Origin of the sequence: Thalassolituus marinus, assembly GCF_020320395.1 — a bacterium.
In the GTDB taxonomy this organism is placed as follows: Bacteria; Pseudomonadota; Gammaproteobacteria; order Pseudomonadales; family Oceanobacteraceae; genus Venatoribacter; species Venatoribacter marinus.
The window spans coordinates 1-13,673 of record NZ_JAEDAH010000020.1; the positions used below are offsets into that span (position 1 = coordinate 1).

14 protein-coding genes are annotated in these 13,673 nt (G+C 55.1%); 3 read left to right on the top strand and 11 right to left on the bottom strand.

What is annotated here, in order from left to right; all coding sequences use genetic code 11:
- Positions 1–290 precede the first annotated feature (290 nt).
- Positions 291–866, bottom strand: coding sequence for a YecA/YgfB family protein (locus I9W95_RS04370; RefSeq protein WP_225672238.1), 576 nt, complete (start codon positions 864–866; stop codon positions 291–293).
- 32 nt (positions 867–898) lie between these two features.
- Here I9W95_RS04370 and I9W95_RS04375 point away from each other — a divergent pair, with 32 nt between their 5' ends.
- Complete coding sequence (locus I9W95_RS04375; RefSeq protein ID WP_225672240.1) at positions 899–1,600, top strand: M48 family metallopeptidase; 702 nt, start codon at positions 899–901, stop codon at positions 1,598–1,600.
- Here the strand turns inward: I9W95_RS04375 and I9W95_RS04380 are convergent.
- The 3 genes from I9W95_RS04380 to I9W95_RS04390 are packed head-to-tail and all read right to left on the bottom strand — an operon-like array spanning position 1,591 to position 3,548.
- Positions 1,591–2,631 carry a polysaccharide deacetylase family protein gene (locus tag I9W95_RS04380; RefSeq protein ID WP_225672242.1) on the bottom strand — a complete coding sequence of 347 codons (1,041 nt, stop codon included), beginning with the start codon at positions 2,629–2,631 and terminating at the stop codon, positions 1,591–1,593. The genes I9W95_RS04375 and I9W95_RS04380 overlap by 10 nt on opposite strands.
- Positions 2,628–3,236: a DNA-J related domain-containing protein gene (locus I9W95_RS04385; RefSeq protein WP_225672244.1), complete on the bottom strand. Its 609-nt coding sequence runs from the start codon at positions 3,234–3,236 to the stop codon at positions 2,628–2,630. Before I9W95_RS04385 ends, I9W95_RS04380 begins: the two co-directional genes overlap by 4 nt.
- A gap of 45 nt (positions 3,237–3,281) precedes the next feature.
- A complete protein-coding gene (locus tag I9W95_RS04390) occupies positions 3,282–3,548 on the bottom strand; it encodes a PGPGW domain-containing protein (protein ID WP_225672247.1) in 267 nt (88 codons plus the stop codon).
- Positions 3,549–3,627: 79 nt separating this feature from the next.
- Between I9W95_RS04390 and greB the strand changes: the two genes are divergently transcribed.
- Positions 3,628–4,179 carry a transcription elongation factor GreB gene (gene greB, locus I9W95_RS04395; protein WP_225672249.1) on the top strand — a complete coding sequence of 184 codons (552 nt, stop codon included), beginning with the start codon at positions 3,628–3,630 and terminating at the stop codon, positions 4,177–4,179.
- A gap of 60 nt (positions 4,180–4,239) precedes the next feature.
- The gene (locus I9W95_RS04400) at positions 4,240–4,719 is read left to right on the top strand and encodes a hypothetical protein (RefSeq protein ID WP_225672251.1); all 480 of its coding nucleotides are present in this window, start codon (positions 4,240–4,242) and stop codon (positions 4,717–4,719) included.
- Between the two features lie 60 nt (positions 4,720–4,779).
- On the opposite strand, the gene ttcA is transcribed toward I9W95_RS04400, so the two are convergent.
- From ttcA to I9W95_RS04435, 7 genes are all read right to left on the bottom strand, one after another.
- Positions 4,780–5,631 carry a tRNA 2-thiocytidine(32) synthetase TtcA gene (gene ttcA, locus I9W95_RS04405; protein WP_225672253.1) on the bottom strand — a complete coding sequence of 284 codons (852 nt, stop codon included), beginning with the start codon at positions 5,629–5,631 and terminating at the stop codon, positions 4,780–4,782.
- A 68-nt stretch (positions 5,632–5,699) separates the two neighbouring features.
- Positions 5,700–6,194 (bottom strand): hypothetical protein, encoded by a 495-nt coding sequence (locus I9W95_RS04410; RefSeq protein WP_225672255.1) that lies wholly within the window; start codon positions 6,192–6,194, stop codon positions 5,700–5,702.
- A 194-nt stretch (positions 6,195–6,388) separates the two neighbouring features.
- On the bottom strand, positions 6,389–7,498 hold the full coding sequence (locus I9W95_RS04415; RefSeq protein WP_225672257.1) for a porin: 1,110 nt from the start codon (positions 7,496–7,498) through the stop codon (positions 6,389–6,391).
- Entirely contained in the window at positions 7,495–8,109 is a 615-nt protein-coding gene (locus I9W95_RS04420; protein ID WP_225672259.1) for a DUF4956 domain-containing protein, read from the bottom strand. Before I9W95_RS04420 ends, I9W95_RS04415 begins: the two co-directional genes overlap by 4 nt.
- Positions 8,106–8,894, bottom strand: coding sequence for a polyphosphate polymerase domain-containing protein (locus I9W95_RS04425; RefSeq protein WP_225672261.1), 789 nt, complete (start codon positions 8,892–8,894; stop codon positions 8,106–8,108). Before I9W95_RS04425 ends, I9W95_RS04420 begins: the two co-directional genes overlap by 4 nt.
- Positions 8,895–8,897: 3 nt before the next feature.
- Positions 8,898–10,622 carry a CotH kinase family protein gene (locus tag I9W95_RS04430; protein WP_225672264.1) on the bottom strand — a complete coding sequence of 575 codons (1,725 nt, stop codon included), beginning with the start codon at positions 10,620–10,622 and terminating at the stop codon, positions 8,898–8,900.
- Positions 10,623–10,938: 316 nt separating this feature from the next.
- Positions 10,939–13,626 carry a helix-turn-helix transcriptional regulator gene (locus I9W95_RS04435; RefSeq protein ID WP_225672266.1) on the bottom strand — a complete coding sequence of 896 codons (2,688 nt, stop codon included), beginning with the start codon at positions 13,624–13,626 and terminating at the stop codon, positions 10,939–10,941.
- Positions 13,627–13,673 lie beyond the last annotated feature (47 nt).

Genomic DNA, 13,673 nt, shown 5'->3' on the forward strand with positions numbered 1-13,673 from the left:
GCTGATATGTCTGGTCTGTCCGCAGGGATGCGGACAAGTGGCTCCGGGCATGGATGGCCGATGAGGCACGAGGCCAGTAAATATAAAGGTTTCAAGGAATACGGCCCAGAAAGCGCGAAGCTGGGGTCGGCCCGCCGGCCAGGGGCGGTCCGACGCTCGGTAAGTTCCCCTGCGAGGCAGCAGGCCTTGATGTTAAAACATGCTGTTTTTGTCAGCTATGGTGCTGATTAAAAACTGTGGGACAGCAGTGGCCAATGGCCCGTTTTTTTATGCTCGCTAATCTGAACTGCTTATTTTTCTGCGTGCAGGAACAGATACACCTCAACCACGGCGGCCGGAATATTGGCACACATCTGGTTTGAAAGATCGAGGTCTTCGTCGATATCCGCCATTTCCGGCTCGTCCATAAACAGGCCGGATGCATACATGATCGGGAACAGGTGCTGGGCAATGGTTTCTTCGCTCTTCGCGTACCAGCTTTCTTCCTGCAGAAGAACACCAGTCATAAAGCCCATCGCCCAGCTTTCCAGCGGCGGTTCTTCTTCATCGTCGACCAGAGTCAGATCTGCCGGAACCGGGAAGTCCTGGCCTGAGTCCAGCCACGCCTGGATTTCTTTCGACAGTTGCAGCAGCAAGGTGTCTACCTGAGCTTTCTGCTCTTTGCTGAAACCGAGGTTCTCCTCGAAGGCTGAGTCCCAGATCTGTTGCACGCTGAATTCTTCCGGACCAGCGATCAGTGCGGTCATCAGGCCGTGTACAGCAAAGAAATCAAAGCTGTCCTGGCGTTCTGCTTCTTCTTCGAGCAGAACGCCCAGGGTTTCGAGTTCGTCTTCGGACAGGGATGGGATACTATTGAGATCTGACATTCATCTACTCCTGAATTTGCAGCAATCCTACCATGACCGCACGAAAATCCTACCGAAAAGAGATGAGCCTCGAGCTTGGCGGTGAGTCGCTGCGGCTGGAAATCTCGGCCATGAAACGCAAAAGTCTGCGTCTGCACATGAAGGACGACGGCGTAGTCGATCTTCGTATTCCACTGGGCTGCCCGCAACATGAAGTGCTGGCGTTTGTTCGGCGCCATGAGAACTGGTTGCTGGAGCGTCTTAGGGTACTGAGTGAGCGTCAAAGCCGCTTGCAGACTGCCATAATGGTTCGTGGTCGGCAGTTGCCACTGCAGGAGAGTGCGCTGGACGAGTTTCTGGTCACTGATCAGCAGATCTGGGTACCGCCCAGCTGGACTGCAAGCCAGCGACAGAAGGCTATTGATGACTGGTTGCGGACTCAGGCGCGAACCGAGTATCAGCGCATGATTGAGCGCTGGTGGCCTCAATTTGCGCAGTACAGCAGCCAGCGTCCGCTGTTACGCATTAAGAAAATGAAAACCCGCTGGGGCAGTCTGTCGCAGCGCGGTTATATCAACCTGAATCTGGCGCTGATGCAGCTGCCGCAAGAGCTGATGGAGCTGGTGGTGGTGCATGAGCTTTGCCACCTGAAGCATTTTGATCACGGCCCGGGATTCCGCGCGCTGATGACCCAGTGCCTGCCAGACTGGCGTCAGCGTGAGCAGGCACTGAAACAGATGGCGTCTTACCTCTGACTGACCTGGCTGTTAATCCACAGCTGTGAGTACCAGTAATACCAGCCTTTATGGCGCTTGCTTGGCGCGGTGCAGTTATAGCGGCTGCGGCCCGAGGTCATCGGACGGGTAGCCTGTGTGTGCAGGTGGATCACCCCGGACTCGGCTTTGGCTTCGGTCGGAATGGCACCTTCGCCGCTGGCGAAACACTGAATCTGACTGGCATGCATATCGATGCCGGGAAACGTCAGCGTCAGCGCTGGCATATCGGCATTGGCCAGCCATGGCTCCTGCAACTGTTCCGGTGACAACGGCATGGCCAGGGTGTAAAGCTTGGTTTTCAGGGTTTCCGGGTTGGCATAGATGCCAGCTGCGGGAAAGCGCGGCAGTGCCTGTGGGTGTGACATAGGACCGACCGGACCGGACTGCTGACCGAAAGCCAGATAGCCATGGCTGGCCATCCACTCACTGATGGCCAGAGTAAATTCGCCGTACGGGTAGGCCACCATTTTCTGACTTTCGCCCATTTCGGCCTGCAAGCGTTGCTCGGCGAAGCCAATCTCATCGTTCAGCCAGGTATCGAGGCTGATGCCTTCAGGGCGTTCGGTCAGGTAGGGGTGATTCACCGAATGATTGGCGATACGCGCGCCACTGGCTTTCATTTCCCGCAGCTGATCCCAGCTCATCACCCGACCATGGCGCTCATCCACAGCGCCTGTATTCACGAATACGGTGAACGGCCAGTTTCGTTCTTTAAGCAGCGGGTAAGCATTTTCGTAGATCGACAGATAAGCATCATCAAAGGTTATGGCGACGGATTTCTCTGCAACCGTTGCACCACTGCGAATCTGCTGCATGGCGTCGTACAGATCGACGATGATCATGCCTTCCTGTTCAAGTAACTCCAGATGCTGACGGAATTTTTCCGGACTGATGCTGGTGGATGGCGGGGTAGTGGCGTCGATGTGGTGATACTGCAGAATCACCAGCTGGGCCTGAGTCAGTCCGGATAACGTCATTAGCAGGCTGGTCAGGAAAATTCGGAATATCATAAGTAGCGGTTTTTTATTCGTTGATAGGCTGCCTGGATCTGACAGAACCTGTGTTGGTCGCCTCCCCGATCCGGGTGATGGCGCATAACCAGGCGGCGGTATTGTATCTGAATCTCTTCGATAGTCACTGCTGATGATAGTTCAAGTATTTTCAGATCCTCATCCAGCTGCTCGGGTAGCAGCATTTTCTTCCAGAAGCCTGTCAGCAGCTCGTCGATGGCCTCGCGATCAGTGTCCAGCTCGCCGATATCCAGATAATACGCTGCCATCGGATCATGGCTGTCCGGCGCTTTGTCAGTGCAGTGCGTCCAAGGACCGCGCTGAATATGCAGAGCGCTGATGGTCAGGGTTGCACTCTGCTGTTCAAACCAGCGCTGGCGCAGGCGGTACAGGCAGTGCATCAGAATAAAATGGCTGCGGAACAGGGTGAGGTTGTCGCTCAGTGCACCCGGCTGAAAGATGCCTTGCTCTGATTCCTGCAACCAGCGCATGAGGTCAAACTCAGACAGTGCCTCTCCGTGTTGCAAGCGCTGGTCGAGCAACTCGATGATGGGCGTGAAGTCTTTTGCCAGTGATTCGCGGGTTTCAGCTGTCGTGATTGTCATGGCCCCATCCTAGGGCCTGTGCCGGTGAATTGAAAGCTCAGGCACTCAGTGCTGCTCGGGATCAGTGTCCTCAATCAGGCGCCGGGCAAAGGACGGCAGATGGGGTTTAAGACGATTCAGGCGTGCCGACAGACTGGTAAAACGCTTGCGCAATTGTCTTACGTATAAGCGTACCAGTGGCAACTCTGTGACCAGAATGGAGGTGCCGAAAATGATCATAATAATGCCCAGAGGTAGTGGCATCGGCGTAACGATAATCCCGCCAATGACGAGAAGGCTTCCTGCCAGAATCCGCAAGGGTTTCAGTAACATGTTTGCCAATATTCCATGCGAGGCAAAAACGGTAACATGTCAGGCTAATGTTGCCGGTTAATGACACAGACAGGACAGAATGAGCGAGACCGAAAAGAAACCCCTGCCACGTCGCAGTCATCTGATTACCCCGGAAGGTGAGCAGGCGCTGAAAGACGAGTACGACTACCTGTGGCGCACAGAGCGGCCTCGGGTTACACAGGAAGTCTCGGATGCTGCCAAACTTGGTGATCGCTCGGAGAACGCGGAATACATCTACGGCAAGAAGCGCCTGCGCCAGATTGATGGGCGGTTACGCTTTCTGATGAAACGCCTTGATCAGGTCACTGTCGTTGATCGCCTGCCTGCGGATCTGAATAAGGTGTTCTTCGGCGCCTGGATTGAACTGGAAGACGATGATGAAGCTATACACCGCTACCGCATCGTCGGTGAAGACGAAATCGATCTGAAGAATGGCTATATCAGTGTCGATGCACCATTGGCACGAGGGCTGATGGGCAAGAGCCTTGATGATGAAGTTACCGTTATGCTGCCCAAAGGCGAGGAAAGCTTTTATATCGTTAAAGTGATGTACCAGAAGCCGGAATGGGACACACACGAGCGTGCTACTGCAGTATTTGCCGCCCGTTGACGCCTTAACAGGCGTATCAGCAGCCTTCTGCTAGTCTTAACCAGCAGGAGGCTTTTTTGTATGCATACTTTTTCATACCGGTCTGCCAGTCCACTGGCCGCGGTTGCACTGAGTCTGGGGCTGATGTTCAGCGCTCCGGCCACAAGTAACGATGATCCGCTGGTTGATGTTTATAAGCTGCCGGTGTGGATCGACGGCGTCACCCGTGTCTGCCCGTGGAAGTCAGCGGCCGGGCAGGGCTATGTTCGTCTGGTGCGTACCGATCGCAATGGGCATCACGGTCTGTACCTGCAATGGATTCGAAAAGGCATTGCCGGCGCTACGACTCAACCGACCTCGACCATTCTGGTGGAAGAGCTGGAGAGTGACTATCTGGTGCGGATGGAAATGCCATTGGCGCAACTGGAGCCGAATGCCTGCCGCCTGACTGCGCTGGCCGAGTCAATTACCACCGAGCGCCGCTATCAGTTTGATTTCGTGGTCAAAGGACCCGGTGATTACACTCTCAGCGTTACCCATATGCTTGAAGGTGGGCTCTGAGGGTAAGGCATAAAAAAACGGCGCATTGCGCCGTTTTTTTATGCCTGTTGCCTGCGTGGTTCAATCAACCTGAACAACATCCAGGCGGGTAAACAGGTGGCCCTTTTCCTGCTTATCCTGCAGGGTTTCAAAATCGAACAGCTCGCGGTCGCCCAGTTGTGACGGTGCAACGTTGCATACAGCAGCAAAGATATTCTCACTGCGCCCCGGTTGTTCCTTTTCCCATTGCGCCAGCATCATCTTGATGTTCTGGCGCTGCAGGTTGTCCTGAGAACCACACAGGTTGCACGGAATAATCGGAAACTCACGCGCTTCGGCGAACTTCTCGATGTCTTTTTCCTTGCAATACGCCAGCGGGCGAATCAGTACGTGCTTCTGGTCGTCACTCAGCAGTTTCGGTGGCATGGCCTTCAGCTTGCCACCGTGGAACATGTTCAGGAACAGGGTTTCGATGATGTCATCGCGGTGGTGACCTAAAGCGATTTTGTTAGCACCGATGCTTTCGGCAAAACCATACAGGGTACCGCGGCGCAGACGCGAGCACAGACCACAGGTGGTTTTACCTTCCGGCACAATCTCTTTCACCACACTGTAGGTGTCTTTCTCGATGATGTGATATTCGATACCCAGCTGGCTCAGATACTCAGGAAGAATGTGCTCGGGGAAGCCCGGCTGTTTCTGGTCCATGTTGACCGCCACCAGTTCAAAATTGACCGGTGCGCTTTTCTGCAGACTCATCAGAATATCAAGCATGGTGTACGAATCTTTACCGCCGGACAGGCAAACCATGACCTTGTCGCCTTCCTCAATCATGCGGTAATCCTCAATGGCTTTACCAACATTGCGGCGCAGGCGCTTCTGCAGCTTGTTAAATTCGAGCTTGGTCTTACGTTCGGTAGCTGATTCGGTCATAGAGCCATCCTGATAGTTAGCGGGCGCTTTATATCAGAATGGCGGGCAGATGTGGAGTCGCTGACAGTTCAGGCAGCGGCTTCGCACTCGCTGGTCAGGTCGCGCACATGCTGCAGGGCAGCCTCCATGTCGAGCGCACCTTTAGGGTGATAGAAACGTTTCCACAGGCGGATCAGCTCTTCACAGCCGGGTTCTTCCGGCAGCGAGAATTCAGGGTTACGCGCATAGATAAACCAGGCGATAGCGGTGGAATACGACAGGTTGGTGGCCAGTTCGGCATGGGGTTGCTCGAGGAAATCATGCTGACTCGCTAATCCTCTGACCACACTGGCCAGTTCCGGGGTTCTGAACAGACACTCATCCCAGACATGGCGATGAGTCAGACTCTGGATCTGATAAATGCCTAAACCACGCTGGCCTTCGGGACGGATATGAGCACCGAGTCCGGATTCCAGAGCAGCGGTGGTCAGCAGTAACTGTTCGGCCACCTGGTTATGAATACCAATACGCTGCAGCGTTGGCCGGATGACCCAGCGATGTAGTTCTTTTGCACAAATGCCCATAAGGCACCTCCTGCTTACAATATCGGCTGCCCGGTGTGCTTATTAACAGCTTAGAACAGATCATTTTATCGTGGCGGTTTTTATACCAATTGATAATGACCCGGGCGGCAGCGACGGTTATCCGCCGCTCAGAAGGTAGATTGCACAAAGCGTTCCAGTTGCTGTGCGGTTTGATCCGCCAGTATCTGCAGGATTCAGAACAGATAGCGCAGTCGCAGAGACAAGGCGTTGCCGCTGGCTTGTTCTGCGTCGGCTGCACTGCTGACCAACTGGCCTGCCGCCTGATTGTGTATCAGGTTGGCCATCAGGCTCAGGTTTTTATAGGGATGGTAATTAACGCCCGCTAACCAGTTACTGGCACGTGCGCCATAGCCCTGATCCTGCAGATCCAGCCATTCAACACGCACAACATAGTCCCAGCTGCCGGTCAGTTGTTTGCGACGGCTGCCGGTTTCAAAGTCTGCGATACGGTAGCTCTGCCGGGTGTTGTACACCCATTGCCAGTAACTGCCGTGCAGGGTGAATTCGTCGCCGCTGACAGCCGTAGTACTGGTCAGCCAGTATTCGGCCGAAAACCAGCCCAGATCGTTAATTAATGCGATATCTGCCTGCAACAGGTTTTGTTGGTCGGCATAAAACCGTGGGCTACGAATTACCTTATCGGACAGATGGGCCGCGGCGCGGGTCTTTATCTGATAATTATCGCCTTGCAGGTCGCGTTGTTCTGCCGCCACAGCCCACAGGAGTGAATCGGACAATGCCTGCTGACTGAAGCGCAACTGTACCCCAATGTGATCATCATCATTGCGAAACAGGGCCAGCTGCAGCTGCTGTTCTGACCGGCGCCAGTCGATGCCGGCAATGTCTGATTGGCCGGCAGCAAAAGCCCGAACCGGCAGGCTGCGTTCAATGACCGGCAGCTGTTTGTAGCTCATGTTTGCTTCCTGGCTGGTGGCTGGCTCAGAGCGCCCGGCAAACACATTAACTGCGTCAGTGCGATAGCTGATAAGCAGATCCCCCCATTCGCCACCGCCGCTTTGCCATTTGTATTGGCCTTTAAAACGCAGGTTTTCGTGCTTCCAGCGCGCCGAGACTTTCAGTGCGCGAATTTCGCTGTGCCAGCTGCTGTCAGTTGCCGCATCATCAGCATCGGCCTTACTGTAGAACTCATCGAAATAATCGGCATCGGCCAACAGGTAACCGCTGAATTTAACGTCCTCGGCTGTACTCTCCGGCGTAAAACTGGTCAGTGTCAGGCCGGTCAGTGTCAGACAGACGGGCAGAATGATTTTTCTTATTTTCATGAACCAATCCTTGATGATGCTTGCTGGCAAACGTTGTCTCGCTGTGACTTAGTGGTTTTCGGAAAGGACACCCGCAACCTTGCGCGGTCGCGGATAAAGTCGACCTCGAGAATATCCACTGAACTGATTTGCCAGCCAGTACGGGCTTTTAAATCGGCTATCAGGCGCCGCTGATTTTCCGGCCGGATATTGTCGATCAGGTCATAGTCGACCTCGCGCTCTTCCTGCTTGTCGAATATCAGGCTGGTTTCCAGCACAAAGGCGACGGCAACAATAAACAGATCGGTTGCCAGCAGGGGGAGCCAGTCCAGTGTGGCAACCGCATTCAGTAACGACAGCGCGATGGTGAGAAACAGATAGGTCATTTCCTTTACGCTGATCGACTCTGTTCGATAGCGCAGCATGGAAAACACGGCAAATAAGCCGAAGGCAAAGCCCATGGAAATCTGTGTGTTATGCAGCATTGCGGTGACGATAAAGACACCGCAGCCAAAGGTAATAAACGCACTGGCATGAGCATAGTGACGGTTAAAGTGAAAGTAGCTGCCGCGAATCAGTAATAAGCTGACCAGCAGATGAATAAACAGCCGGATAATAAAATCTTCATTCATAAAGCCACTCCTGTGTATATCGGGGAAGTCCTGTGCAGCGCAGCCAGCTGCGACTTAAAGCGATTGTGTTTGCTGCCGCTGACGTTGGTAAGCAGGCAGCCATTACAGTATTTGCTGAAATTCACTGGCCGATAACCGGCCTGGCGTAACGCACGGCACATAATGGATTGGCCGGCTTTACTAGAATTTTTGACTTCAACAATTAAAGTGCCGCTGGTTGCCGCCGTGCATTTGGTGGCGATATTGCAAAAGCTCAGGTTGTGGTCGAAGGTAACCCGCTCTTCATCGCGACCGTGCAGCAGTGTGGTGCGTTTGTACGTTACTTCCAGCATGGCGCTGAACTCGCCCGGCAATAACAGATTTTTACGTAGTTCATCCGGGTCGCAGCTTGGCACTGGTGTGCGTTCCTTTATGGTTCTTTCTTTGTTGGTTTTGGTTTTAATCTCCAGAAAACAGCTGTGACTGTTGCAGTATTCACGGGTTCTGATTTTGAAGCGCGGCAGCACACCGTTGTGATGGGCGAGAAAACAGCTCATATCCCGGGTGTCGTAGTAGCAGGTGCGATACAGCGGCGCGGTATCGCCATCCAGCGACAGCACCGAATATTCCTCTGCGCAGCGCCTCAGAATATGCGGCAGGTCAGCCAGACGAATCAGATACTTTTCATCGACCCGATTGAGCAGCTCAGCGCGCTGCTGCTGCTCCAGCGTATGGGTGTTCAGGGTAGCGAAGCACTGACGAAAATACTGATCTTCGAGTGTGTTAGTGAGTCGGTTTTCGGTCATGGCTCAGCGTCCGAACGTCTGCATTTGCACAGAAAATTCTGCAGCGAACAGGCCAGCCTGTGGGTCGAAGTTGTCGATCACAATCTGGCCGGAGCTGGCTGTGGCAATCAGCTCAATACTCTGATCGTCTGCAACGCGAAACAGCATCAGGCTGTTAGCGAAGCCCTGCAGGTTATGACTGCCGGCTCTGGCGCTGGCAGATTCAAGTGACAACTGCAGTGCATAGGGCTGGTAACTGTCATTGACATCGACACCGATGATGGTCAGCGCATGGGTTTCTGGTGCGGTGCTGTCGTCCAGTTGGTAGCTGATGCTGTCCACCCCCTGGCTGCCATAACTGGCGATTAAAATACTGGCATTAATCTCCTGACCATCGGGGTCGGTGAAGGTAAAAGTACCGCTGTCGAGTGCGGTGGATGCGCTGAATTTAAGCGCCAGGTCAAAGGTCACATCGTTGCAGGATGGTTGTTCATCGCTATTGCTGTATTCAGTCTGACCACTCCCTTCTGTCTGCAGAGCATGGTCAACCTGGGCCTGCCAGGCGGGTGTTGTGCCGTCACCGTTGATGAAGGTCTGCAGTTGACTAACCGCAGCGGCAGGGGATGCAGTAATCGTCTTGTAGCGTTCGATGGCGGTGTTCAGTGTTGTTGGCGCTGCCGCCTGAGACTGCAGGTCCGCCACGGCCTGTTCAAACTGCGCCCGGTACGCCGGGATGTCGTATAAGCGTTTGGCGAGCTGATGGGTTCTGTACAGCGGGCCCAGGCCTGGTTTCAGAATAAAATCGCCACTCCAGGCAGCATCCGTTCCCCAGGGAATAAAATGGAAACGCTCGTCAGCCGGGTTGTGATACATAAAATAATTATTGGTATTGCCGCTGGTGGAATCCCAGTTTCCCAGTGCAACATCGGCAGCCCAGAGCTGAATAAACTCTGTGATATCCAGTTTTTCGGCGAGTTTTTCCAGCCACTGTGGGTCAGTGCTTTGCAGCAGTTCGGCAACCTCATCCAGGTCACGACGGTCGTTGGCGCGGATATTGGTTTTCAGCTGAAAATGGTCGTTGAGGTAGCTGCCGAATTCAGCCAGCTGGGCTTCGTACAGATTACCGCTGTCATCACCAAAGGCCCGTTGCAGAAAGGGTTTGCGGATACTTTCCACATGGCTGTAGATCCCCATATCGCGGCCGTTAACCACGACCCGGGCCCAGTTACAGCGGGGTACGCTGAGGCCAGCCTGACGATAGACGTCGTAGGCCAGGCACTGGCGTAAATGACTGGGGTCCTGGCGGTTATTGTTCAGCGTCAGGCGATCCAGCCCCTGAAAGTAACGGCCTTCCTGATATTCGCTGAAGTCGAGTTTAAATGAGGGTTTTTCCTCGCTCAGTGAGCCCAGGTAACCTTTTTTGCGGATTCCCACATTATCAAGTGGCTGGCCATTGATAGTGACGCTGGCACGGAATTCGGTATAGCGGAAGTCATCGTCCGGGCAGGCGCTGATGGCACTGCCCGGCGTACGTCCTTCCGTCTGTAAGGCGGCGAAGTCCTCTTCATCCAGCTCAATTTGCACAACCATGAGCTGATCCCGGTTGAAGGGGTCTTCTGTTGTGGTGACTACGTCTTCAACGAAAAATTCGTCGTTGTCGGTCAGGGTTGAATCACCAGCACCACAGCCTGTCAGGAGAGTGCAGGGGAAGAGTAAGGCCAGGTGCAGGCCGCCTTTCAGTCCGGACATCGGGTTCCTCCTTGAATCATGTTGTCGGTTACAGAGTACGGCTGGAGGGAGGTGTGGCGATGCCTGCCAAAGGTGTAGCTACACCCTTAAAAGTGTGACTCAGTTCACATTTTGAGGGTGTAGACGAGCGTGCTGAATACACGACTGCACCGCTGGCCAGCGCAGTGCAGGTGGTTGGTAGTGTGAATGTGGTGAGTCAGTTCAAGCGGAATGCGTAGCTGGTAGCAGCGGGCAGCGGGCAGCGGGCAGCGGGCAGCGGGCAGCGGGCAGCGGGCAGCGGGCAGCGGGCAGCGGGCAGCGGGCAGCGGGGCGGAAACTATGAGTCGTAGTGGTTGAACAGCAGGGCGGCTTGGGTACGGCTGTTAATATTCAGTTTGCTGAACAGATTCTGTACATGGCGTTTGACCGTGGTCAGCGCGATATCCAGCTCGCGGGCAATTTCCTGATTACTCAGCCCGCGTGCCAGAGCACTGAACACTTCGTTTTCACGCCGGGTGAGGCGGGCGGCCTTCAGCGGCGGCCGATCGCTCAGATTGATTTTGTCGGCAGTACTCAGCGCAGGCGCAGCAGAGTTGCTGGCGATGTTGTTATGCGCTGGCCACTGGCACTGACGGTTTTTCTGCCATTGAGCAAGCAGTGGTGCAAAGCGTTGGCGGCCGCTGTGCACAGTTAGCTCATAGCCACAGCGGTGGGCAATATCAAAGGCTTGGTCAGCCCATGGTTGCGGCTCTTCACCGGTTTGTGCGGTGGCACCGGCACGCAACATCAGCAGGCCGTACTGGCGTAACATCCAGCCTTTGCTGACGCTGCGATCGTACAGGGCTTGCCAGTGCTGCCATTCATCCTGGCCCGATAGCAGTCGGGCTGCGAGCCAGAGGAAGTTATGCATGTAATTGATGATGCTGCTGCCCTGATCCTGCCAGTCGCTGGTCATCGCCCATTGCAGCAGGGCAAAGCTGTCTCCGCGTTGCAGGGCTGCCCACAGGCGGAACTGATGGGTTGCCGGCATAACTGAGTCGGCATTGATGTCGGTGAGCTGCTGGTTTTCAAACTGCTCAGCCTGATCCAGCCAGGACTCCACCGCATCATGCTGACCGTTAAGCATCAGCCACTGCGCTTTCAGATGGTAGTGGTTATAGAGCCACTCGCGCGGTTCTACCCAGTCCGGGCCGCTGTCCTGAATACGGTTGAAGCAGGATTCCACCTGTTCAGCGTTCTGCTGCTCCATGGCCAGTAAGGCGCTGGCACCCAGCGCCGCTACCCATGCCGGGGTGCGCTCGTAGCCCAGTGCTTTTAAGCGTTGCAGGTGGGTATTCAGTTCGCTCTCGGCTGCCTTCACTTCGCCATGCTGATAGCGCGCATGAGCCAGCCAGGGCAGTGTTGCCAGCAGACAGTACAGATTGTTCTGTTGCCAGGCCTTATTTACGGCCTGTTCGCCGAAATGAATGGCGCGTTCGAGATCTTCGGCCTCGAACGCGCTGACACAAGCGTGGTACAGCCACCAGTCAGCCAGCGGATGTGTATCGTCAGTCGCTGGCGTGGTCTGTACAGTGCTGTTGCGATGACGGTTGTACAGGTTGGCCAGTGCCTGCAACAGTTCTGCAGCGGCGGCCAGATTCTGTTGCTGGGCTGAAAGCGCTGCGCTGGCAGCAATATCTGCCTGCAGTCGCTGGTTGGCCTTATTCAGCGCCTGCTCCATGGCGCTGAGTTCACCACGTATAAAGCAGAGTTGTGCCTGAGCCAGCAGCATAGCCGGATGCTGAGTGGCTATTGATTGCGGCAGGCTGATCAGAGCAGCATTCATCGCCTGCAGATCCCCCTGACGAACCCAGTGTTCGTATTGCTGGGCAAACAACTGCGCGGCGACTTCCCAGTTCTGAGCTTCGGTTGCGCTGCGCAATGCACGCTGCCAGTCCTGCTTGCTGATCCAGTAATCGAGGACTCGTTGCCGTTGTTGTCCGGTCAGCTGTGGCTGGTAGCGTGTGCAGTGGTCGGTAATCCACTGGCGAAACAGCGGGTGCAGTTGAAATCCACTTTCGCCCCGATGCTGACTGATCGTTACCTGAGACGCCCAGGCAGACTCCCGCGCGCTGCGCAGAGGGTCAATGTCGTGGATGTCGCTGAGCAGTTCGGCAGGGCACCAGGGCGCGGCGATGGCCATGGTCAGCAGTAAGGCCTGATCGTCGCTGTCGAGGGCATACCAGAGTTCTTCCTGCAGATAGTCACTTAGCAACTGCGGGCTGGGGGACTCGACTGTCTGCAACCACTGTGTACGCTCAGGCTTGCTGAGCTTTTTCAGGTGATGGAGTAGCAAGACAATCGCTGCAGGCCAGCCGTCGCTGCGCTGATAAACGCCCTGTACCAGTGCCTGATCGTCTGTACTGCCACCCCGGTGCAGGCACAGGCTGGCAGTCTCTTCGGCACTGAATGCCAGTGCTTCAGCGTCAATCAGGTTGCCACGGTTCCGGCTGACGCGCTTTGCCCAACCAGGGAAGGAGGTGCGGCTGGTTATCACCACCTGCAACCAGTTCGGCAAATAGTCCAGCAGGCGGTTCAACACCGTAATCAGCTCTTTATCACTGAGGTGATGGATATCGTCGATAACCAGCAGTACACGTCGGGGGCGCAGACGGTGGCGGGTGAAACGATTGAGGTCCTGCAGAATGTCATCCGCCAGCCGGTTCTGTTGCGGGTTGATCTCATGACGCAGGTGATTCATGGCACTGGCCCCGAGTTGCGGGTCGACGGTCTGCAGACTGCTGATCAGATAGCGCCAGAAGGTCATTGGCTGGTTATCGAACTGATCGAGGGTCAGCCAGCAGCAGGGGTAGTCCTGAGTCGCGGCGTACCAGGCGGCGAGGGTGGTTTTGCCATAGCCAGGTGGCGCAACAATCAGAGTTGGCTGCTGGTTGTTTTTCAGCAGCTCAGCCAGACGCGGACGCGCCAGCCAGTCATCACTGAATGGCGGTTGCAGCTTTGTTTCGACGAGCGTGGTGGTGATCATAGCGTCCTGCTGGCACGGTCTGTAGGGCAAGACTAAGGGCAAAGTGT